Origin of the sequence: Bacillus sp. K2I17 (assembly GCF_002209985.1) — a bacterium.
Taxonomy (GTDB): domain Bacteria; phylum Bacillota; class Bacilli; order Bacillales; family Bacillaceae_G; genus Bacillus_A; species Bacillus_A wiedmannii.
Genome location: NZ_NJGF01000004.1, coordinates 133,090 through 157,027 on the forward strand (window position 1 = coordinate 133,090; position 23,938 = coordinate 157,027).

15 protein-coding genes are annotated in these 23,938 nt (G+C 35.0%); 9 read left to right on the forward strand and 6 right to left on the reverse strand.

The window, feature by feature from the left end; translation table 11 throughout:
* Positions 1 to 51: 51 nt before the first annotated feature.
* Complete coding sequence (locus CER22_RS32450; protein WP_142293439.1) at positions 52 to 1,791, reverse strand: S-layer homology domain-containing protein; 1,740 nt, start codon at positions 1,789 to 1,791, stop codon at positions 52 to 54.
* A gap of 260 nt (positions 1,792 to 2,051) precedes the next feature.
* On the opposite strand from CER22_RS32450, the gene CER22_RS07380 reads away from it, so the two are divergent.
* Complete coding sequence (locus tag CER22_RS07380; protein ID WP_002007015.1) at positions 2,052 to 3,542, forward strand: coproporphyrinogen III oxidase; 1,491 nt, start codon at positions 2,052 to 2,054, stop codon at positions 3,540 to 3,542.
* Positions 3,543 to 3,747: 205 nt separating this feature from the next.
* Positions 3,748 to 5,304 (forward strand): fatty acid--CoA ligase, encoded by a 1,557-nt coding sequence (locus CER22_RS07385; RefSeq protein ID WP_088608463.1) that lies wholly within the window; start codon positions 3,748 to 3,750, stop codon positions 5,302 to 5,304.
* Positions 5,305 to 5,424: 120 nt separating this feature from the next.
* On the opposite strand, the gene CER22_RS07390 is transcribed toward CER22_RS07385, so the two are convergent.
* Entirely contained in the window at positions 5,425 to 6,057 is a 633-nt protein-coding gene (locus tag CER22_RS07390) for a GNAT family N-acetyltransferase (protein ID WP_088608464.1), read from the reverse strand.
* Positions 6,058 to 6,136: 79 nt separating this feature from the next.
* Between CER22_RS07390 and CER22_RS07395 the strand changes: the two genes are divergently transcribed.
* On the forward strand, positions 6,137 to 6,985 hold the full coding sequence (locus CER22_RS07395; RefSeq protein WP_088608465.1) for a MerR family transcriptional regulator: 849 nt from the start codon (positions 6,137 to 6,139) through the stop codon (positions 6,983 to 6,985).
* Positions 6,986 to 7,074: 89 nt separating this feature from the next.
* Here the strand turns inward: CER22_RS07395 and CER22_RS07400 are convergent, their stop codons facing one another.
* Positions 7,075 to 7,539 carry a hypothetical protein gene (locus tag CER22_RS07400; RefSeq protein ID WP_000955011.1) on the reverse strand — a complete coding sequence of 155 codons (465 nt, stop codon included), beginning with the start codon at positions 7,537 to 7,539 and terminating at the stop codon, positions 7,075 to 7,077.
* Positions 7,540 to 7,691: 152 nt separating this feature from the next.
* Here CER22_RS07400 and CER22_RS07405 point away from each other — a divergent pair, with 152 nt between their 5' ends.
* The gene (locus CER22_RS07405; protein WP_141542750.1) at positions 7,692 to 9,206 is read left to right on the forward strand and encodes a SulP family inorganic anion transporter; all 1,515 of its coding nucleotides are present in this window, start codon (positions 7,692 to 7,694) and stop codon (positions 9,204 to 9,206) included.
* Positions 9,207 to 9,403: 197 nt separating this feature from the next.
* Positions 9,404 to 9,775 carry a hypothetical protein gene (locus CER22_RS07410; protein ID WP_087985747.1) on the forward strand — a complete coding sequence of 124 codons (372 nt, stop codon included), beginning with the start codon at positions 9,404 to 9,406 and terminating at the stop codon, positions 9,773 to 9,775.
* 115 nt (positions 9,776 to 9,890) lie between these two features.
* Here the strand turns inward: CER22_RS07410 and CER22_RS07415 are convergent, their stop codons facing one another.
* On the reverse strand, positions 9,891 to 10,772 hold the full coding sequence (locus CER22_RS07415; protein WP_088062128.1) for an accessory Sec system S-layer assembly protein: 882 nt from the start codon (positions 10,770 to 10,772) through the stop codon (positions 9,891 to 9,893).
* 14 nt (positions 10,773 to 10,786) lie between these two features.
* Entirely contained in the window at positions 10,787 to 13,153 is a 2,367-nt protein-coding gene (secA2, locus tag CER22_RS07420) for an accessory Sec system translocase SecA2 (protein WP_088608467.1), read from the reverse strand.
* A gap of 282 nt (positions 13,154 to 13,435) precedes the next feature.
* Here secA2 and CER22_RS07425 point away from each other — a divergent pair, with 282 nt between their 5' ends.
* The 4 genes from CER22_RS07425 to CER22_RS07440 all read left to right on the forward strand — a co-directional run bounded on the left by CER22_RS07425 (position 13,436) and on the right by CER22_RS07440 (position 22,652).
* Positions 13,436 to 14,956: a putative polysaccharide biosynthesis protein gene (locus CER22_RS07425; RefSeq protein WP_087985744.1), complete on the forward strand. Its 1,521-nt coding sequence runs from the start codon at positions 13,436 to 13,438 to the stop codon at positions 14,954 to 14,956.
* A 141-nt stretch (positions 14,957 to 15,097) separates the two neighbouring features.
* Complete coding sequence (gene csaB, locus CER22_RS07430) at positions 15,098 to 16,195, forward strand: polysaccharide pyruvyl transferase CsaB (protein ID WP_088062132.1); 1,098 nt, start codon at positions 15,098 to 15,100, stop codon at positions 16,193 to 16,195.
* Positions 16,196 to 16,879: 684 nt separating this feature from the next.
* On the forward strand, positions 16,880 to 19,345 hold the full coding sequence (locus CER22_RS07435) for an S-layer homology domain-containing protein (protein ID WP_088608468.1): 2,466 nt from the start codon (positions 16,880 to 16,882) through the stop codon (positions 19,343 to 19,345).
* 715 nt (positions 19,346 to 20,060) lie between these two features.
* Positions 20,061 to 22,652 (forward strand): S-layer homology domain-containing protein, encoded by a 2,592-nt coding sequence (locus CER22_RS07440; RefSeq protein WP_088062136.1) that lies wholly within the window; start codon positions 20,061 to 20,063, stop codon positions 22,650 to 22,652.
* Positions 22,653 to 22,747: 95 nt separating this feature from the next.
* Here CER22_RS07440 and patB1 read toward each other — a convergent pair whose 3' ends face one another.
* Positions 22,748 to 23,938, reverse strand: a complete 1,191-nt coding sequence (patB1, locus tag CER22_RS07445) for a secondary cell wall polysaccharide O-acetyltransferase PatB1 (RefSeq protein ID WP_087985740.1) — start codon at positions 23,936 to 23,938, stop codon at positions 22,748 to 22,750.

A 23,938-nucleotide genomic window follows, 5' to 3' on the forward strand; every position in this document is an offset into this window, starting at 1 on the left:
TTATAAAAGGCATAAGAGAAATGTTATCTCTTATGCCTTTTAGTTTTTTGTTTAAGCTTCAATAACCTTAAGCATTCGATTTAAAAATGCGGCTGATTCAGCACGTGTTGCTGTGCCTTTTGGTACGAATTCATTGCGCTCGTTCCCTTTTACGATGCCGTATGCGTAAACATTTTGTAATGCTTTCTTATCGTATGCTAAATTTTGGTCAGTGAATGGTAATTTCACTTCTTTTCTATAAATCCAGTTATATTCTAATGCACGGTCAATCATAATAACAGCTTCATCACGTGTTATTGTAGCAGTCGGATCAAATTTATTATTCCCACGACCATTAATGATACCTGCGCTAGCTGCACGATTAATTCCGTCTACTAAAGATGGATGTGCTTCGTTTAAGTCTGTAAATTTAGCGTTTCCAGCCGGTAATTTTAAAGCTCGCGACATTAAATTTGCAAACTCCGCTCGTGTTACGAGGCGGTTTGGCCAGTAAGAACCATTTCCATCACCGAACATGATTTTCCTAGCTGCTAATTGACGAATGTCTTGTTCATACCAACCACCTGTAATGTCATCTTTTTCATGAGGGACTTCTGGCGGTGGCATAACCTCTTTACGATGTTCATTATAGTAAGCGTTCGTGCCTTTTAAGAAAGCATCCCATTGTCCGCGTTGAATCATAAATGCAGGGCAGTTTTTTCCGCTCCAAAATTGATGCTTTTGCACGTGATCTAGAGATATGTTTAATTCGTTCATTAAATAAGCAGCTAATTTTCGGGCATTTTCTACCGCCTTCGTATAATTCCCATCACTATTCACAGCAATTTCAATTCCGATAGATTCATAGTTTCCTGTCTTATTTCCAGCATGCCAACCAACTTCATTTAATGGAAGATGTTGATAAATTTCTTTGTCATCCACTGTAAAATGCCAAGATGCTGAACGATCAGTATTTCCGCGTGCTTGGCTATCTAAGTACTTCGCATGATTTAACGCGTTAGCACCTTTACTTGTATTAGCAGTTTCATGAATTGTAATGTATTTCGGTTCCATTGCGTAGCCAGGACGAATGTTTTCATTCCCTTTTGGAACGATCATTTCTTTAAATGTAACACCATAAACGTTATTTGTAGGCAAATTAGATGGTGTTTTGAAGAAAGTTGCGCTTCTCTTTTCGATAGAACCTGTTTTTTCAAATAATGATGCTTTTGTACCTTCAAATGTAGCTGAAGGAGCATAAATCCATTTCTCAGTTCCGTTCAGTTGAATTTTAAACCAATTTCCAGCTTGTTCAGTAGGAGCTACTGTTTGTGGCTGTAATGTCGTTTCTTCTTTAAACGATTGGAAAGGGAATGAATATATTGATGTTTCGTCTTTCACAATTAGTTTTTGATTTGAAAGTTTATGAATCTCTTGTACTTCTAAACTATTATTTTCCTTATTAACCCAACCAGAACCGGATGTAGTTTGTACGTAATATGTATTACCTTTTTTCTTTGTTGCCTTTACTACTGGTTCAGCAATTTCAATATTTGTTTTGGTTTTTAAGTCGTTTGCATCGTATAGTGGAAGTTTTGTTGATAAGTGGAGAAGATATTCACCCGAGATTTCAAGGTCGTTTTCTTCGTCATGTCTATGCTGTTTTGCATGTTCTTCAATGCTTTTTAACGCTTGTTCATCAATAGACAATTCCGCAGTTTTCTCTATATTTTCTGCGAATGAATGGGTAGGTGCTATAAATGCATGTAATGCCAAAGATAGTGCTAAAATGTTGTAAAACCTTTTTTTCATAGTTATTTTTTAACACGTTATAGTATATATGTCGTGTTAACAGTCCTCCTTTAGATGTATTTTAAATTAGTAGCAAGTATTAATACGTTCTAGATTGTAACAAGAGCATATTGTAATGTCTATACAACTAGGAAAAGTTCGTGAAAAACTAATATTCAGTTTGTTTTAAATAGGATATAGAAATAAGGTAAAACCTTCTGTATTGACCTACAAACGCCCTTCAAGTAAACTAAAGAGAGTTTGCAAATGAAAAGGTGATAATGTTGTTAATTTCAATTAAAACGTTACAAGATGATCGTTTTTTACGTCCGCTGCAAAATATTGGCGGCTTATTTTTTGAAGATAGTACGATTGGATTTGAACAAGAGGAAGCAAATCTTATCGTTGATATACACATTGAAGAGAATGTGAAAGCATCTGCTCGTTTAACAGATGTTGCTACTGGAAATGTGTATGAAGAAACTTTCGCAAAAGATTTATCTGCTTTCACAGATGAAAAAGAGCGTATGAAGCAAGTGAAGCACGTTGTTTCTTATGTATATCTTTCTGTTCTTCAGCAGTTAACTGGTCTTGAACAAAGCTGGGGCATTTTAACAGGAGTTCGTCCGACAAAACTTCTTCATAAAATGCTTCAAAGTGGTATGTCAAAAGAAGAAGCACACCAAGAACTTCGTGAAAGCTATTTAATTCATGAAGAGAAAATTGAACTTCTTCAGCGTATTGTGGATTGCCAATTAGCGGTAGTTCCGGATTTATACCGTTTGAAAGAGGAAGTAAGTATTTATATCGGTATTCCATTCTGCCCAACAAAATGTGCATATTGTACATTCCCGGCGTATGCAATTAACGGACGCCAAGGCTCTGTTGATTCATTCTTAGGTGGTTTACATTATGAAGTTCGGGAAATTGGTAAGTTTTTAAAAGAAAAAGGTGTAACAGTTACGACGATTTATTACGGCGGGGGTACACCGACAAGTATTACAGCAGAAGAGATGGATATGCTGTATGAAGAAATGTATGAAGCGTTCCCAGATGTGAAAAATGTGCGTGAAGTAACAGTTGAGGCAGGTCGCCCAGATACAATTACGCCAGCAAAACTAGAAGTGTTAAATAAATGGAACATTGACCGTATTAGTATTAATCCGCAGTCATACCATCAAGAGACATTAAAAGCAATTGGGCGTCATCATACTGTAGAAGAAACAATTGAGAAGTATCACTTAGCTCGTGAAATGGGAATGAACAATATTAATATGGACTTAATTATTGGTCTTCCTGGTGAAGGGCTAGATATTTTCAAGCATACGTTAGATGAAACAGAAAAGTTAATGCCAGAATCGTTAACAGTTCATACGTTATCATTCAAACGTGCTTCTGAAATGACGCAAAACAAACGTAAATATAAAGTAGCTGGTCGCGAAGAAATTACAGCGATGATGCACGAAGCAGAAGAGTGGACGCAAAAGCATAATTACGTACCATATTACCTATATCGTCAAAAGAATATTTTAGGTAACTTAGAGAACGTTGGTTATGCAATGCCGACGCAAGAAAGTATTTATAACATTGTTATTATGGAAGAAGTTCAATCGATTATCGGACTTGGCTGTGGTGCATCAAGTAAATTTGTTCATCCGAAGACAGGCGCAATTACGCACTTCGCAAATCCGAAAGATCCAAAATCATATAACGATGGCTTCGTAAAATATACAGAAGACAAACTGAAAATTTTAGAAGAGCTATTCGTATAAGAAGAAAGAGGTTGTTCCGAGTTGGAATAGCCTCTTTTTTATATTGTTGTGAGTAAGTGGCTATAATTTCATTTATCAAGAGACCACACTGTTTGTAAAACTATGTCGATAATAATCAGAAAAATTAGTCAAATCATTAGAGGACAATGTCTACTTATAGACGAAATGATAGATTTATGAAAGAGAAAAGGGGGAAATTGTTGGCATGTACATGACGATAGGGAGAATATTTGATTTAGCTGTTGGTAAGTATCCGAATAAAGAGGCGTTAGTAGAGCCGGAAAAAAATATTCGCTGGACATATAAACAGTGGGATGAGCAAATAAATAAAACGGCGCAAGCTCTATTGAAAGAAGGGGTAAGAAAGGGAGATACTGTATCTGTTTACTTATATAATTGCCGTGAATTTGTAAACGTTTACTTAGCTTGTGCGAAAATTGGAGCGATCTTTAACCCGATTAATTTCCGCTTAAAAGCAAAAGAATTATCTTATATCCTCCAAGATGCAACCTCGAAAGTAGTAGTCTTTGAAAAAGCAGTTGAATCAACTGTTGCTATCATTGAACGAGATTTTCCAAATTCGTCTTTTTGGTACGTAGAAGACGATACACCTTCCTATGCTAGTTCTTACCATGAAAAAGTGAATGCAGCATCTTCTGACAAAGTAGATATCGAAATTGATGAAATGGATTATTGTTCTATGCTATATACGAGCGGTACGACAGGTCATCCGAAAGGCGTGCTACATCGCCATCGTGAAATGGCTGAGCATAGTATGATTTGTACGTATTTCTTAAAATATAATAGAGATAGTGCTGGGCTTGTAGTGGCGCCTTTATATCATTGCGGTGAGTTAAATGCTGGAATCATTCCGCGTATTCAAGTTGGTGGAAAGAATGTTATTTTACATCACTTTGATACGGATAGAGTATTACATACGATTCAAGAAGAGAAGATTACGACATTTTTTGCAGCACCGACGATGTGGAATATGTTACTGCAAAAAGATTTAACGCAGTACGATTTAACATCGATGAAGATTGGTATATATGGAGGAGCGGCAATGGCTCCAGCATTAGTGAAGGAATGTAAAGAACGTCTTTATATTGATCTCGTACAAATATACGGAATGACAGAAATGGGACCAGTTGTTGCGTTTCTTGTAGAAGAAGATCAAATTACGAAAGCAGGTTCAGCAGGAACACCGTGCTTTAGTCATGAAATCCGCATTGTAAAACCAAATGATGATGCACCAGCAGAACCAGATGATGTATTACCTCCTTATGAAGTAGGGGAGATTATTTTACGCGGCCCAACTATGATGGCTGGTTATCATAACCGAGAAGAAGCAAATGCAAAATCGATGTATAAAGGATGGTATCACTCTGGTGATTTAGGTTACTTCGATAAAGATGGCTATTTATTCGTCGCAGATCGTGTGGATGATATGGTAATTAGCGGAGGCGTTAATATTTATCCACGTGAAATTGAAGATTTTCTACATAGTCATCCTGGTATATTAGATGTTGCGGTGCTTGGTGAGCCAGATGAATTATGGGGAGAACGTGTTGTGGCTGTTGTTGTAAAGAAAGATGAAGCGATTACAGAAGAAGAATTGGAAATATATTGTAAAGAAAGTGATGAATTAGCAGATTATAAACGTCCACGTCACTATTTATTTGTGGATGAACTGCCTCGTAATGCGAGTGGGAAATTACAAAAATTTGTCCTGAGAGAGTCGTTGAAAGGCGCAAAACAATAGAAACCGATTTATACAAATAAGATTATCTTTTTTAATAAGGAAATAGTGTATATGTAAAAAAGCGGAGAGTATGTATCTCCGCTTTTTATTATTTTTGTAAGCATCAAGTGTACATATTAATTAGTTAAAGTTATAGCGGTACAAAAATACGTTGAAATCTTCTTCCTTTGGTCCAAAATTAACTGCTTTTTCTTGTATGCGTTGGAAGTTTTGTCTATCATAAAATTCATAGTTGCATTCGTTATCTGTATATAAATATAAAGATGTTACGTCTTCTTTTTTCATATATTGGAACAAATCGTTTAGTAAAGACTTCCCAACTCCAAGACCTCTAGATTCTTCGGATACGATGAATAATTGTATACAGCCTTGAAATTGATTTTCTTTTCCTTGAATGAGTTCTTTATATGTTTTTTGTACTTGTATAAATGCTTTTAGAAATTCTCTATTCTCTTTATTCGTTATGAATAGCTTTAGCGTGTTAAAGGCAAAGCTAACAGTGTTATGGAAGCTCTTTAAACGGTTTTTATCTTTTTCAGAATCGCCTAAAATGACACCAATCACTTTATTATCTTTTTCGGCTACTTTACTGAAGGAACTTCCTAAAATACAACTGTGTAGATAAAAGTTTAATACTGAGTTTAAAAATTTTTTATCTGTAATGAATTCATTAAATCCAAATGCTTCACCGATTAAATGTTTTATAGGCTTATAGTCTTCCTTAACAAGACTTCTATATTTTACTGTGTTCATAATTGTATACTCCCTTTATTAATGTAAATGACTTATTATAAATAGTAAGGGCTCCTCTAAGGGGAGAGTCAATGGTTGTATGCGAAAAAATATAAGGGAAGAGATGCAAATGAAAAAAATGTTTTCTATTGGAGAAGTTGCAAAAATAAAGGATATTACGATAAAAGCGCTAAGATACTATCATAAGATGGGGATTCTTATTCCAAAACATGTTGATGAATCAACGGGGTATAGATATTATTCTATAGATCAATTTATTCACATTGATATTATAAAAAGCTGTCGAGAGTTGAACACGAGCATAGTAGAGCTGCAAGAGATTTTTAAGGAACGTAATACGGATAAATTGCTACGATTTTTACAAGTGAAGAGAGAAGAAGCGGAAGAGCATATAAAGAAAATGAAAGAGGTAATGGAAACGATTGATGACTTACATGCGAAAGTAGTGAGTTCACAGGAAATATTAAAGAATGATGAAATCTCTATTGAATTTTTTGAACAACGTTATGTCGTTGTTGCGCCTTGTAAAGAAGTAGGGAGTTTACAGGAGTTACTGTATTATTCCGATTTAGAGAAAATCGTGCAAGATTATGAAGAGAAAATGGAAATGGAGATGGGGATTCTCTACAATGTAAATGCAAATTGGGATGTAGAACCGAAGTATGTTTTTAATAAAGTACGAGATGATGTACATATGGAAGAGATGCAAAATATAAAAGTATTACCGGGCGGGAAATATATAACGTTAGCGTATAGTAAAGAGAATGAAGAGGAACGTAGAAATACTATGATTAAATATATGAAAGAAAATAGTATAGAAGTAGAGAGTTTTATTGAAGTGGAGTTAGTTAGTGATATTTTTAATGCGGAGACGTATAGTTGTCAAATTCAAATTTTGATAGGGGATAGTGAGAATAAGAAGTTTTGATGCTATAAATTTAGGGGGACGATCCAAAAAGCCTACTTATTAATAAGAGAGACCATCCCTAAAAAATGGGACGGCCTCCTTAAATCGTATTACTTACGTGAAAATCCTTCTTCATCAAGGTATTCCGCAGCTTCTGGATAAGAGTTGAATGTACCGTCTAAGTTTACACCAGCGTACACGTTCCACATATCGTCCTCTGAGATAAGAGTAAGGATATGACCGTCTTCGTTCTGCCATTCTTCTTCTTTCGCAGGTTCTGCAGGAATTACGATTTCTTCTTGAGATAATAGTTCAATTGATTGCTCGATTACTGAGCGTAATTCATCTGCTGAAAATTCGCGGATGTTAACCATACCTTTATCATCCGTTTTGTAACCTTTAATACCACTTGCATATACAAATCCGTTTCCGTTTGGATGTAAGTGATAAACAACGTTCTTTTTATCTAAACGACTTTCTTCAAAGTGAAAGTTCACGCGTTTTAATGATACGTTCTTTCTTTCTAATTCAGGGAAAGATTCAATGATCGATAATTTTTCTTCAAAAGTTAGCATAGTGCCTCCAAATATATAATAAAAGATTTAATTTGTTCATTATAACATAGTTATAATAGTTTCCAAAGATGCGGCGGAAGTTTACAATTGAATGCGTTTACGTCACGATACTGTAAAAAGTGGGCTAACGAATATATTCTTTTAGGTGTACAATGGAACGTGGACTTAATGTGAAGGTGGTTATTTATATGTTTCAAAAAATAGCAAAGGAATGTTTAGCAGGTTTTACTGTTGCGATTGTTGCGTTGCCACTTGCCATTGCATTTGGTATTGCTGCAACGGGAACATCTGAGGGAGCACTAGTCGGATTGTATGGTGCGATTTTTGCAGGTTTATTTGCGGCGTTATTTGGTGGTACACCTGGGCAGGTAACGGGGCCAACTGGACCGATTACGGTTATTGCAACAGGAGTTATTGCGACGCACGGATTAGAGGCGAGTTTTATAGCCTTTATGATGGCGGGACTGTTTCAAATTTTATTTGGTGTATGTAAGCTTGGCTCTTACGTTCGATACATTCCGTATCCTGTCGTTTCAGGATTTATGAACGGTATCGCATTGATTATTATTTTAGGTGAAATAAAGCATGTGCAAAATAGTTTTCTACTCGTAGTATTAACGATTATTGTAATGATTGTTTCTGGAAAATGGATTAAGGCCATTCCGTCTAGTTTAGTTGCATTAGTCGGTGTAACGGCTTTGCTTCCTTTATTTTCTTCTGCGTTAGAAGGGCTTACAGTGAAGTTACCGATTATCGGAAACTTGTCATTAAATAAGGTGATTGAAAAAATTGGGACGATTCCAGAAGCGATGCCGACGCTTCATATTCCATCTTTAAGTGGAACAGGGATTGCAGAACTTATTTTACCAGCGCTTAGTATTGCTTTATTAGGATCGATTGACTCGTTGTTAACATCGGTCGTAATGGATAATGTGACAGGTACACGTCATAAAAGTAATAAAGAACTGGTCGGACAAGGTATCGGTAATATGATGAGCGGGTTGTTTGGCGGATTAGCAGGGGCAGGGGCGACTGTACGGTCTATCGTTAATATAAGAAGCGGTGGTAAAACGGCGCTTTCAGCAAGTATGCATAGTGTTATATTATTTATTTTCATTATGGGACTTGGATCGGTCGTACAATACATTCCGCTTGCTGTATTATCAGGTATTTTAATTTTAACTGGTATTGGAATGTTTGATTGGGAAAGCATGAAGAAAATGCATGTAGCACCAAAAGGTGATGTCATTGTTATGCTCGTAACGATGATTGTCACAGTGAAGTTCGATTTAATGATTGCTGTTGCGTTCGGTATTATTCTTTCGTTCATTATATACATGGTGAAATGTAAAGAACGTAAAGCTTCTATTGTAAAAGAAAAAGACGCGACATATAAAATTAAAGGCCCACTTTCATTTTTAACAGTGGATCGTATTTTTTATGCTTTACAAGACGTAAAGTCTCCGGTTGTTTTACGTATGAAAGATGTGCGCTATATGGATGTATCAGGCGCAATGGCGTTATTTAATTTCATTGAGCAGTCGGATAAGTCAGGAGTGAGTGTGACGCTAGAACAAGTGCCTACTCATATTGAAAAAACGTTAGTAACGCTGGCGAGTAATGAGCAGAAAGATAAATTACAGTTTGTAGAAGCTGGTGCTATGTAAGGAAATGCCCTCGTATGAGGGTGTTTTTTATTGTGTTTAATATCTTTATATCGTGATATTTTTATGTTATTGACATTTATTAATCTTAGCAGTATAGTAACATTCTAGATTAGGTATGTGCTATTATAAGAAGGTATATGAATTTTGAGATTCCTTTATATTCAGAAGGAAGAGCTGTAAGCTGGAGGGAATATTTGATGTACAAACAGTTACCACATGGAGTGAAGATCGGGATTACGCGATCAATTGTTGTTTCTTTTGAGAAGTATATGAAAGAAATTGAATGGCATGAAGAAAAATTTGATATGCAGCAATTTGTTGAACAGTGGAAACAGTATTTATACACAAAATCAACTTGGATTAATAAAGTAGACGAAGAGTTGAAAGGACATCCAGATTTCCATCAAGCATTAGCGATGAAAGTGAATGAAAAAATTAACGAGTTTATTAATGAAAAACCGACCGAAGAGCAAGTGGAGCAATTAAAGAGAAATAAAGTGAACCATGCAGATGAAATGTGCAAATTAGAAGCTGAATATCATATTGAACGTTTATTAGTAACGAAGTAAATTTTACATAAAGAATAAGCCTGTCCAAGGAGGTGTGATGACCATCTTTTTGAACAGGCTTTTTTGTACGAAAAAGAAGAAGAGAGGTAGCTTTGGAAGCAGCCTCTCTTTATTATTAGTCTTGTGGTACAAATGCTTTCCAAGAAGATAGATCCATATCTTCTTTTAATATAGATGAAGCAGGGAAGACAAATGACCACGGTTTTGTAGTGTTCGTTTTAATTTCAAGGTTCGGTAATGTGAAAGCACCTTTAACAACAACTGCACCTGCTGCATCTTCAATGTGAAGAGGAAGTTGCTCTAGTTGAATGTCGTCTTTGCAACCGTTACGAATAAGAAGCGTTGTATGTAAATCACCGTTTTCTTTTCTTGCAGCTTGCAGACCTAGGAAGTTAATTTCACCATCATTTGGAGGTGTTAAATTGTCTACGAAATTACGTAAAGCTTCTTTGCTTGCTTCAGGTAACTGAGCTTCCCAAGATGGGTCTAAATCTAATACATGCTTACTTTCAAGTTCAAACGCTAATTCCCAATCTGTTTGCGATAATTCGGCACCTGTAATTGTTTCTTGCTCAAATGTAAAGATGAATGGCATATTTACATTTGCAGGAATATCTCCTAATGCAGAAAGGTTAAATGTTTTGCGGGCACATAGTTTCTTCTCTTTATTTAGAAGGATTAATGTAACCTCTTCGAAAGAAATTGGTTTCGGGACAGTGCTACGAATAAATACAGCTACGTCATAACCATTATCACGTTTTTCAATCTCAATTCCAGATAAAGAAATTTGATATTCTTGTAAACGTGTTAGTTCTTTATGTAAAAATTGATAAATGTATTTTTGTTCTTGTGCTACTGCACCCCAGCTAGGGTGGAAGTAAAGCGTTGGTTTTACTGTTTTATTTTCAGTATTTGTTTCTTCTTGTCCGAATAATTGATTACTAGAGACAGTCGTATCTTTTCCGCTTTTCTTAGCTCTTTTTAGGAATGATAACATAATCTTTCACCTCGTTATTGTACGTTTTCAGGAACACCTAAATGTCTTGCAACATAGCGGCACATTTCTTTTTCGAAATTACCATATGTGTATAAAAAGATATCTAAGCCTTCTTTTTGATAAAGACGAGTAGGGTCTTCCTGTTGATATTGTCTTAGCCCGATGCCTTCTTTTAAGTGAGTCATTGCATCTAAGTGATTTACCCAGTTCTGATCTAGGAAATGAAGGGAAACATATCGTAGCGACTGCTGTAAATCAGTATGGCTATTTAGCTCATTTACGCGCTCTTTATAAAGAGATAATGTTTCTTTCAAAACGGATTGTAAATCTTCCGGTGAATGTACATTATTCGCTGATAGTGATGGCATGTTTTCTACTGGTAAAATTTTATTTATATTTGCTGTTAAACTAGCGAAATCCCATTCTTCTGGAAGCATACCTTCCAAAAGATATTGCTTAGAAATGGCTTCTACAGCATGATCAATCATTGGAATAATAATTTCAATCATATTTATATCTTCTTGTAACAAGTTATTACGTAATTTATAAATAACGTTACGTTGGTCATTTATTACATCATCTAACTTTAAATTGTACTCACGCATTGAGAAATGGCTACCTTCACAAATTAATTGTGTACGGTTCACGAAGTCATGAACTTTAGAAGTTAGAATAAGTCCTGTTTCATCTGACTTCAGTGATTTATTTAATTTCTCCATTTCTTCATGTGCGAAACGTTTTAACATTTCATCTTCTAAAGAAAGGAAGAACTGAGAACTACCTGGATCTCCTTGACGACCAGCACGACCTTTTAACTGATTGTCAACGCGTCTTGATTCATGGCGTTCTGTCCCGATTACATGTAATCCACCAAGTTCGTGAACACCCTCACCTAGTATAATATCAGTACCTCGTCCGGCCATATTCGTCGCAATTGTAACTTGTCCTTTTTGTCCAGCTGTTGCAATTAAATCGGCCTCTTGTTCTGCGCTTTTCGCATTCAATAATTGATATGTAATATGCGCTTCATCTAAGTAACGCGCAACGGTTTCAGATTGTAAAATAGACATTGTCCCAATTAAAATCGGGCGTCCTTGTTTATTGTGCTTTAAAACATCTTCACGTACAGCTTTATATTTAGCATCGGCTGTTACGTACACGACGTCATTTTTGTCTTCACGAATGATAGGACGGTTTGTCGGAATTGGCATAACTTCCATGTTATATACACGGTTAAATTCTTTTTCTTCCGTTTTTGCTGTACCTGTCATACCAGATAATGCTGGATACATACGGAAGAAGTTTTGAATTGTAATGGATGCTTGCGTTTGGTTTTCTTCCGTGATTTCTAAACCTTCTTTTGCTTCAAGAGCTTGGTGTAAACCGTCACTTAAAGAGCGACCATCCATAACGCGGCCCGTGAAAATATCTACAAGTAAAATTTTTTCATCATGTACAATATAGTCAACATCACATTGGAAAGCGACATGAGCTCGTAATGCTTGGATCATATAATGATATAAAGTTTGATGTTCTAAATCATATAGGTTATCGATATCAAATAAATCTTCTATTTTTGTAATACCGTCTTCTGTAAAACTAGCAGATTTCGATTCTGCATCGTACGTGTAATGAAGAGTATCCTGGAATGATTTAATAACTTTTGCACATAAATAGTGTAAATCAGTGCTGCTTGATTTCTTACCCGCGATAATAAGAGGCGTCTTCGCTTCATCAATTAAAACGCTATCAATCTCATCGATAATAGCAAAATGATAGGGACGTTGTACCTGTTCATTTTTTGAAGAGGCCATATTATCACGTAGATAGTCAAAGCCGAATTCTGTTCCAATACCATATGTAATATCAGCTTCGTAAGCAAGTTTCTTTTCGGTAGGATCGATTTGAGGAATATTCAATCCAACCGTTAAACCTAGAAATTCATGAACTTGGCCAATTAATTCTTTATCTCGTTTTGCTAAATAGTCATTTACAGTAATAACGTGAACGCCTTTTCCTTCAAGAGCACGTACGTATGTTGGAAGAGAAGAAACTAATGTTTTTCCTTCGCCAGTTGGCATCTCTGCAATATTACCTTCTAATAGTACAAGGCCACCAATTAACTGCACATCGTAGTGTCGTAATCCAAGTACACGCTTTGCTGCTTCACGTACAACAGCGAACGCCTCTACTTTTATATCATCCACTGTTTTTCCATCATGTAGCATGTTTTTAAATATAATAGTTTTATGACGTAATTCTTCATCAGATAAATCAGATAGTTTTGCTTCTAGATTATTAATGTCTTGAACAAGTTGTTCATATTTTTTTAGTTTTCTCTTTTGAGAATCTCCTAACAGCTTTTTTACCGAATTCAGCATGTTGTAAACACTCCTCTTACTGACAATAGCTACATTATAGCACATGTTTATCTGGAATAAGTAGAAGTAGTAAATTGAAGAAAAAACTGGATATAAATAAGGTGTTATTGCACATGCTATATTTGAAGGGCATAAAGAAAGAGAGTATTCAATGTATAAGAAATTTGGTATGATAGCTAAATGAGATAAAGTGAAAATTTTCAAAAAAGAGAAGAATATAGCTATCTCGTTTTATGATGTAATAAGTATTTAAATTATATATTGAAAGAAAAGAGCTAGAAGATGAATAATAAGTTTGTGAAAGGCGCTGCGATTTTAACGATTACAACGTTTCTATCGAAAGTGTTGGGAAGTTTTTTTCAAATCCCGTTACAAAATATAGCAGGAGATGAAGTGCTTGGGATTTTCCGCCTTGTTTTTCCTGTATATATGATAGCTTTAACTTTATCAGTAGCGGGAGTACCGCTAGCTATATCACAGTTAATCGCTGAACTTCATGAGAAGAATGACCAGGGCGGGATTGCCAAACTATTTACGTCAGCATCTATTATTGGAGTAATATTTGGGGTGCTTGGATTTTCGGTTATTATGATTGGATCAAGTATGTTTGCAAATATGCTTGGTGGACAAGATACGAGACTCCCATTAATTGTCACTTCGTTTGCTTTATTAATCGCACCATATATGGCGGTATATCGAGGGTATTTCCAAGGTTTTGGAGATATGATTCCTACCGGGGTGTCACAAGTGATTGAGCAGTTCATTCGTGTTTTCTTTATGTTAGCAATTGCATTCTTATTCGTATCTTGGAATAAAGATAGTGATGTTGTAACAGGCGGCGCAATGATTGGTTCTTGCCTTGGGGTAATTACGTCACTTATCTATTTGAGATTGAAGTATGTAAAAAGTATATATCGTTATAAAAGTAATACATATTCACTGCAAGACTTTAAAGAAAATGCAAAAAAGATACTTCAGGTTTCGATTCCAATTGCGATTGGAGCATTATCGATGCCGTTGTTAAATTTAGTTGATTCTGTAACGATTCCACATATGTTGCATGAATCCACTACAACGATTCAAGAACAATTTGGTATATATAGTCGTGGCTTTGCGTTTACACAATTAATTGTCGTGTTTGCAAGCGCGATGGTATTTCCGTTAATCCCGTTGTTAACTGCTGCATTAACAAAGAAAGATATAGCGTTAGCAAAACACACAATTGAACGAACAAATGAGCTTGCTCATGTTTTAACAACGCCGATAACAATCTGGCTCATGGCACTTACAGTCCCGTTAAATGTTGGGTTGTTTACAGATGCTAAAGGGAGCGGCATGTTAGCTATTTTAATTGGTAGTTCGTATTTCACATCACTTATGGTATTATCAATAGGGATTTTGCAAGGAATTAACCGTTCTAAGCAAGCGGCGTGGATAGTTGTTGGAGCGAGTTTTGTAAAAGTCATATTAAATATAGTACTCGTAAGTCAATTTGGCATAACTGGTGCGGCTTATAGTACACTGATCATATATATCATAATTTGTATCGTAAATTATATATACATTCGAAAAGAATTGGCTTATTCAATTCGCATGGGGAGATTTTTTGCTGTAATCGGAGTATCTAGTATAGTAGGTATAGGATTATATTTCACATCTACTGTAATAAATGTGGTAGATTCTAGATTTATTGCAATGATGTATAGTGGTTTAGCATTTTGTGTGGCCTTGTTCATATATGGCATATGCGCATTAAAGTTGAACTGGATATCCAAAAAGCAAATTCCATTTTTAAGTAAGTAAATTTGTCTATAAATGAGTATGGCTATGTATATGTTTGTGAAAGAAATCAATTTGAAGTTATCCAACTTTTCTTATTAAAGAGTTGATAGCAATTTGTTGAATGACAAAAAGTTGATTGCGAAATGTTGGAGGAGATTAAGAGTGCGGTTAGTTTTATCAGGATATTATGGTTTTTATAATGTTGGGGACGAAGCAATTTTGCAATCAATTATTAAAGCGCTACATGAAGAGAATCCTACTCTTGAGCTTGTTGTACTTTCGAATGACCCCGACTATACAAGAAAAATGTACGGTGTAGAGGCAGTAAATCGCTGGGATATAAGAGCAATTTATAAGGAAATAAAGAGAAGTAACGGTTTAATTAGCGGAGGGGGAAGTCTCCTTCAAGATAAAACGAGTATTAAAAGCATTTTGTACTATACAGGTATTATGCGGATTGCTCGTTTTTTGAAGAAGCCGTATTATATTTATGCGCAAGGAATTGGTCCAATTACGAAAAGACAAAATCGTTTATTAGTGAAATGGCAAGTATCCAAAGCGGCATATATATCAGTTCGTGATGAAGATTCATTTTTGTATTTAAAAGAAATGGGTATTAAGAAAGAGATCGAACTAGTTCCAGATCCAGTATTGGCATGTCAACCAGAAGGAATGAAGTCGGATTGGCTGCAAAAACATTCGATTCAAGGGAAAGTAATTGCAGTTAGTGTGAGGTATTGGGACGCGAAAGAAGATTATATGAAGAAGCTAGCAGATACGCTGAAAAAATTTAAGCGTGAAGGATACCATATTTTATTCGTACCAATGCACGGACCATTTGATCAAAATGCATCACGCGATATTATTAACTTAATGGGAGAAGAAGCTCATATGCTTCCGTATAAGCTGGATATTCATGAGAAAATTTCAATTTTGTCGGAATGTTCGCTTCTAATAGGTATGAGACTTCATGCGCTTATATTATCAGCGGTTGCTAATATTCCTATGGTCGGTATTTCATATGATCCAAAGATCGATTCATTTTTACAACAAGTAAATCAGCCGATTATCGGAAACGTAGATGGTGACTGGACGGCTGAAACTTTGTATAACGTGGCAACGAAACAACTGGAACAAAAAGAATATGTACAAGAAACATTGGAACAAAGAGTAGAAGAATTGAGAGAACAAATTTCAACAGCGTCTCGCTACATCATAAGTGACTTGAATTCAAAAGAGTTCGAAAAAAGGGGAATGTAATCTTAATTTAAGAGGACATCCTCTTTTTTTATTAGTTGAAAAATATAAAATGTCGAAAGAAAATAAATATTTGTAGAAAAATGTCGAATTGTATAAATACTTTTAAATGTATGCTCATAAAAAAGAAGTTTGAGAGATAAGATGTATGTTTGATAATCCTAACATTCTTATATAGAGAATGTTAGGATTATGCGTTTTATTTGGTAAATTATAAGAAAATAGGTTTGGTAATTTTAAAGAATGAGAATGTAATAAAAATGTCGAAGTATATAAAAATAAGCTGTCGATTAATGTCGTAATATCTTAATAGTTAAATATTGAAATTGGAAACGTTTTTCTGTTATAGTTGTAAATGGTTATAAGAAGATGGTTGAAAATGTAATTCTGACGCGTTTTTCCGTTCATTTAAAATATTCTGATTTTATAATCTGGATGTTTTAAAATAAAAGTCGAAAAAATGATCGTTCAGAATTTCGAAAATTCACTTTTTTGTCGAATTTGAGATTTTAAATTGGATGAAAAGGGTGTATGATTTCTTTACGATTCCGTAATACAGGATATTCTATTATTCTGTACAAAGAATACGTTAACCACATTTATATCTACTAGTTTCAAAAATAAATAGAATATCTATTTAAAAACTTATGGAACTAGTATTACATTCCTAAGGAGGAAATATATAAAATGGCAAAGACTAACTCTTACAAAAAAGTAATCGCTGGTACAATGACAGCAGCAATGGTAGCAGGTGTTGTTTCTCCAGTAGCAGCAGCAGGAAAATCATTCCCAGACGTTCAACCTGGTTCTTGGAGTGCAGAGTACATTGATTATTTAGTAGCAAAAAAAGCAATCGAAGGTAAGCCAGACGGAACATTCGCTCCAACTGAAGCAATTGACCGTGCTTCTGCTGCGAAAATTATGGCAATTACATTAGGTTTAGAAGTTAAAGAGGGTGCAAAACCATCTTTCAAAGATGCTCAAGATTCATGGGCTGCTAAATATATCGCAGCTGTTGAAAAAGCTGGTGTAATTCAAGGGGATGAAACTGGTAAGTTTAATCCAAACAACCAAATTAATCGTGCTTCTATGGCAACAATGATCGTAAAAGCATACAAATTAGACAGCAAAGTAAGCGGAGAATTAGAAACTAAATTCTCTGATTTAGAAAAGCACTGGGGTAAAAAAGCTGCTAACATTTTAGTTGCTTTAGGTATCACTAATGGTACTGGTAATGGTTGGGAGCCAGATAAATCTGTAACTCGTGCAGAAGCTGCTAAATTCATTGCTAAGACTGACATGCAGTTCGGACAAAAAGCAGAAGCTAAAGTTGAGTCTATTAAAGCAATCAACGCTAAAGAGATCGAAGTTAAATTCGGTACTGAAGTTAAAGATGTAACTGCTGCAAACTTTGCAGTTGTAGAAGGTTCAAAAGAACTTGATATTGAAAAAGTTGAGTTAAGCAAAGATAAAAAATCAGCAACTATTACACTAAAAAATGCACTTGTAAATAAACAAGCTTATGTTGCACATGTTAAAGATGTTAAATCTGTAGATGGAAAAGACATTCCAAAAGCATTAGAAGTAATTTTCTTTAACGATGAAGTAGCTCCAACTGTATCTACAGTATCTACTCCAGACGGAAATGTTAAAGTAGTATTCAGTGAAAAGTTAAGTGCAGATGAAGTAACTGTTGTTATTAACGGTACGAAATTCACAGCTTCTCCTGTAGACAATACAGTTACATTAACAAAAGCTGATGTTGCATCTGTAGTTAAAAACGGTGAAGCATTTAACGTAATCGTAACTGGTGCTAAAGATTTAGTTGGTAACACAATGGAAATGTACGAAGGTAAAGCTACTTATAAAGTAGAAAAAGATGTTACAGCTCCAGAAGTTAAAGAAGTTAAAGTGAAAGAACTTGCTGAAGGCGTAGCTACATTAGAAGTTACATTCTCAGAAGAACTTTCTGCAGAAGGTAAAGTAGTAGTTAAAAAAGGTAATAAAGTAGTAGAAGGTACTACAATCGCTCTTGATCAAGATACTACAAAAGCAATTGTTACAGTACCAGGAGCTCTTACAGAGAAAGAAACAGCTGCAAACATTACAGTTGAATTTGTTGGCTACAAAGATGCAGCTAACAATGTAGGTACTAAAGTAACTAAAGAAGTAAAAATTACAAAAGATGTTGTAGCTCCTAACTTCGTAAAAGTTGAAGCTAATGAAAATAAAGCAGCAACACTTACTTTCGATAAAGATGTAACTGCGCAAGAAGGAAAACTTCGTGTAATTAACTTAGATACAAGTAAAGATGTAACTAAAGAAGTAGCTGTTGCTCCAGTTGAGGATAATAAAAAAGCTATCACTTTAACATTCCCAGAAAAGGGTAACTATAAAGTTGCTGCTACAAAAGGATTTGTAAAAGATACAGCTGGTAATGAATCTGCAGCATTTACTAAAGAAGTAAAAGTTGTAGAGAAAAAAGAAGAAGGTAAAAAAGATGAAGTAGCACCAAAAGCAACTAAAGTTGAGCGTGTTGCAGATAGCAAAACTAAGTTTACAGTAACATTTGATAAAGAAGTAAAAGGTGGCCAAGGCACTGATTCAGCTTCTAATGCAAACAACTACACTTTAGCTGGTGCTAAATTACCAGAAGGTACTTTAATCGTTGTTAATGCTGATGGAAAATCAGTAACAATTGAATTACCAGAAACATTTACTTTCGAAAAATCAGAAACAGTGAAATTCACAGTAGCTAACGTTGCAAACAAAGATGGAGTAAAAATGGGTACAACAAACTTATTAGTAAATGTTGTAGATACAAAAGCTCCTGAATTCAAATCAGCTAAAATTACAAAAGTTGATGCTAAAGAAATCACTTTAACATTCTCTGAAGCTGTAAACGTTGATGCAAATGACTTTGTAATTGACCTAAACGGTGTAGTATTAACTACGACAAAAGCTGATGTAACAGCTGAAGCTTCTAAAGACGTAGTTCTTAAAGTAACAGCTCCAACAGATGTTAACTTAGCAACTGGTACAGTTACAGTAAAAGCTAAAGAACTAGAAAATAATGCTAAATATGAGTTTAAGACTACTGACAAAGCAGGAAATACACTTGCTGCTTTCAAATCAGTAACAGCAACTCGCTAATTGAAATTTATTTCAATGAAAAGAGTCCACAATATGTGGGCTCTTTTTTTATGGTTAATTTCTATATAAAACGATCTCTAAAAAATAGATTATATTTTGCAAATTAGTAGTTCGTTTTATTGAGAAATAAATCGAAAGCGTTTTCAAAAATAGAAGAATATCTCATTAATATGTAAATTATTTGTAAATTCACACCTTTTTTTGTTAAAAAAACATTCGAAAAGAAGAATAAAATGTCGAAATACAATAATTTTAGTCGAATGCAGTCTGAAAATTGTATTTATTGTAAAAAACATTTAAGTGATGAAGTGGAAATATGTGCTATAATTCCAATTGTGTATTCGATATGAAAAATATACGAAGCGCAGTGAGAGTGGTTTATAGGAAAACAGTTTGTTCATTTCTATATTTGAGTATTATTAATATACTAATAATACAATGAAAAGACTGAATTATCAGAATGTGTCGAATCTTCTTTTGAGAAAGTTCTTGATAACGAATAGTTTTGTATAGTATGATGAACTTGTTTCAAAAAATGGTATTTAAACCTTATATTTACATTTAACGGTTTGTATCATTTTATTATATGAACTACTTTTCATTATAGTATTTTTGTTTGTGCTTTTATTGTTTTATGGTTTTTCTAACTAGCTAGTTTTCAAATTTAATATGATATGAAACTAGTAGCATATTCCTGAAGGAGGAAATTTATAAAATGGCAAAGACTAACTCTTACAAAAAAGTAATCGCAGGTACAATGACAGCAGCAATGGTAGCAGGTGTTGTATCTCCAGTAGCAGCAGCAGGAAAATCATTCCCAGACGTTCCAGCTGGTCATTGGGGATTAGATTCTATCAATTACTTAGTAGATAAAGGTGCAATCGAAGGTAAGCCAGATGGTACATACGCTCCAGCTGAAGAAATTGATCGTGCTTCTGCTGCGAAAATTATGGCAATTACTTTAGGTTTAAAAGTTGAAGAGGGTGCACAACCATCTTTCAAAGATGCTAAAAATCATTGGGCTTCTAAATACATTGCAGCTGTTGAAAAAGCGGGTGTTGTTAGAGGTGATGGTAAAGAAAACTTCTCTCCAGATAAAAAGATTGACCGTGCTTCTTTCGCTTCTATGATAGTAGGTGCTTATAACTTAAAAGATAAAGTTAACGGCGAGTTAGTTACAAAATTTGAAGATTTATTAGATCATTGGGGTGAAGAAAAAGCAAACATCCTAATCAATCTTGGACTTTCTGAAGGAACAGGCGGAAATAAATGGGAGCCAAATAAATCTGTATCTCGTGCAGAAGCAGCTAAATTTATCGCAGTAGCAGATAAAAAATATGGCAAAAAAGATAATGCACAAGCATATGTAACTGATGTGAAAATTTCTGAACCAACGAAATTAACATTAACAGGTACTGGTTTAGATAAGCTTGCTGCTGAAGATGTAACTCTTGATGGAGACAAAGCTGTTGCGATTGAAGCAAGTGCTGACGGTACTTCTGCAGTTGTAACACTTGGTGGTAAAGTAGCTCCAAATAAAAATCTTACTGTAAAAGTGAAAAATCAATCATTCGTAACGAAATTCGTATACGAAGTGAAAAAATTAGCAGTAGAAAAACTTACATTTGACGATGATCGTGCTGGTCAAACAGTTGCTTTCAAATTAAACGATGAAAAAGGTAACGCTGATGTTGAGTACTTAAACTTAGCAGATCATGACGTCAAATTTGTAGCAAATAACTTAGATGGTACATCAGCAAACATCTTTGAAGGTGGAGAAGCTACTTCTACTACAGGTAAACTAGCTGTTGGCATTAAGCAAGGTGACTACAAAGTAGAAGTACAAGTTACAAAACGCGGTGGTTTAACAGTTTCTAACACTGGTATTATTACAGTGAAAAACCTTGATACACCAGCTTCTGCAATTAAAAATGTTGTATTTGCGGTAGATGCTGATAATGATGGTGCTGTAAACTATGGCAGCAAGCTTGCTGGTAAAGACTTTGCTTTAAATAGCCAAACTTTAGTTGTTGGTGAAAAAGCATCTCTTAGTAAATTAGTTGCTACAATTGCTGGAGAAGATAAAGTAGTTGATCCAGGATCAATTAGCATCAAATCTTCAAACCACGGTATTATCTCTGTAGTAAACAACTATATTACTGCTGAGGCTGCTGGTGAAGCTACACTTACTATTAAAGTAGGTGACGTAACGAAAGATGTTAAATTTAAAGTAACGACTGATTCTCGTAAATTAGTATCAGTAAAAGCTAACCCAGACAAATTACAAGTTGTTCAAAATAAAACATTACCTGTTACATTCGTAACAACTGACCAATATGGTGATCCATTTGGTGCTAACTCAGCTGCAATTAAAGAAGTTCTTCCAAAAACAGGTGTAGTTGCAGAAGGTGGATTAGATGTAGTAACAACGGATGCTGGCTCAATCGGTACAAAAACTGTATCGGTTACAGGTAACGAAGTAGGCGAAGGTACAGTTCACTTCCAAAATGCTAATGGAGCTACTTTAGGTTCATTATATGTGAATGTAACAGAAGGTAACGTTGCATTTAAAAACTTTGAACTTGTATCTAAAGTAGGTCAATACGGCCAATCACCTGATACGAAACTTGACCTAAATGTTTCTAACAAAGTTGAGTATCAATTATCTAAGTACACTTCAGATCGCGTATACTCTGATCCTGAAAACTTAGAGGGTTATGTAGTTGAGTCTAAAAACAAAGATATAGCTGATGCTAAAATTGTTGGAAATAAAGTTGTTGTAACAGGTAAAGCACCAGGTAAAGTTGATATCCACTTAACGAAAAATGGTGCAACTGCTGGTAAAGCGACAGTTGAAATCGTTCAAGAAACAATCGCTATTAAATCTGTAAACTTCAAACCAGTTCAAACAGAAAACTTCGTTGAGAAGAAAATCAACATCGGTACTGTATTAGAGCTTGAGAAGAGTAACCTTGATGATATCGTAAAAGGTATTAACTTAACGAAAGAAACACAACATAAAGTACGTGTTGTAAAATCTGGTGACGAGCAAGGTAAACTTTACTTAGATAGAAACGGCGATGCTGTATTTAACGCTGGCGATGTAAAACTTGGAGATGTAACAGTATCTCAAACAAGTGATTCTACACTTCCAAACTTCAAGGCAGACCTTTACGATACTTTAACTACTAAGTACACTGACAAAGGTACATTAGTATTCAAAGTATTAACAGATAAAAATGTTATTACAAGCGAAATCGGTTCCCAAGCTGTACACGTTAACGTTCTTAACAACCCAAATCTATAATTCAATTATAGATGAAGTGAAAAATCAGTGGGGATTCATCCCCACTGATTTTTTAATAGAAAGAAGGCTCTTGTACATTTACAAGAGCCTTCTTTCTATTTCTTAAACTTAAACATATCCCCACTCAAATTCGAATCACTATACACGAACAATACCATGTTAATATTGTTGTCTTTAATGTATTGATATACATCTTTTTCGTGATAGTGACGCAGGTCGAGGATAGATGTGTGTTTGAAGCTTTGTGCTAAGTGTGGCACGATTGCGTTTGCGAATGAGTCTTTTAGGACTAAGGCGCGTACTTCATTTGGTGCATTGTTATTTTCGGTGACGATTTCTGGATAGTCGTCCGTGTAATATCCTGCGTATGATGTTGTATCTTTTTGTTTTTCTACGCCGTATATGTCATCTAAGTTTTGATGAACAGTACCTTTCACATCTTTTGCGGTAACGCTTGTGAAGTTGAAACCGCCTTTCGGTGTGTAGTAGCACAATTTTTCCCCAGTTGCATCGATGAGTTGGTATAGTTGGTTGTTGAAGCTTCCGACTAAATGTTTATTTTGCGCACATGTACGAGTGTAGTCTTCTTTTTTTATTTCTTTTCCTTTATATATAGAAGACTGTTGCCCGATTGTGTTCATTATATATTGGTAGCCTAAGAAGGCACCGTCCATATTCCAATGATGATCTGTTTTGAAATACATGTCCTGTATTTCTTCGTTCGTATAGTTCTGTTTATAGTGTTCCATAAGTTTTATTGGCTTTACGTCAGCTGGAAGTTTTGTTAGAAAGTAATTTAAATTGTCCTGTGCATAAGTGTGAATATGAGAAGGTAATTTAAATGATAATGCATTCGTTTTTGACGGTGGTAAAGCAAAGTAAAACTCGACGTTTTGTTCTTTTAAAAACTGAGATAAGTCGTTTATAGCAGGCATGGATTGGTCAATTTCGTTATATTTTGTCGTCCACGCCGGGTTTTTTAGGAGCCATTTATCATCAGTTAAAATAATGTCGTTAATGAGAGACTTGCCCATATTAATTTGGGCAATCGTATAGTTTTTAATAAGCTCATCTCGTCCGATTAATTGATCATTTGTGTATGTTTCAAAATCTTTAAAGAAGCTACCAGTTAGGAGAGCTTCTTTCGTAAGTGCTGGTTTTTGAGCGAGCGGCCGATTTTCAACTGGTGAAATGTCTCGGTCTGTTTTGAGTAACGATAATATGCCAAATGAAAAGATAATGGTGAGAAAACCGATAAACAGGATGAGGTTCCCCAATTTTTTCAT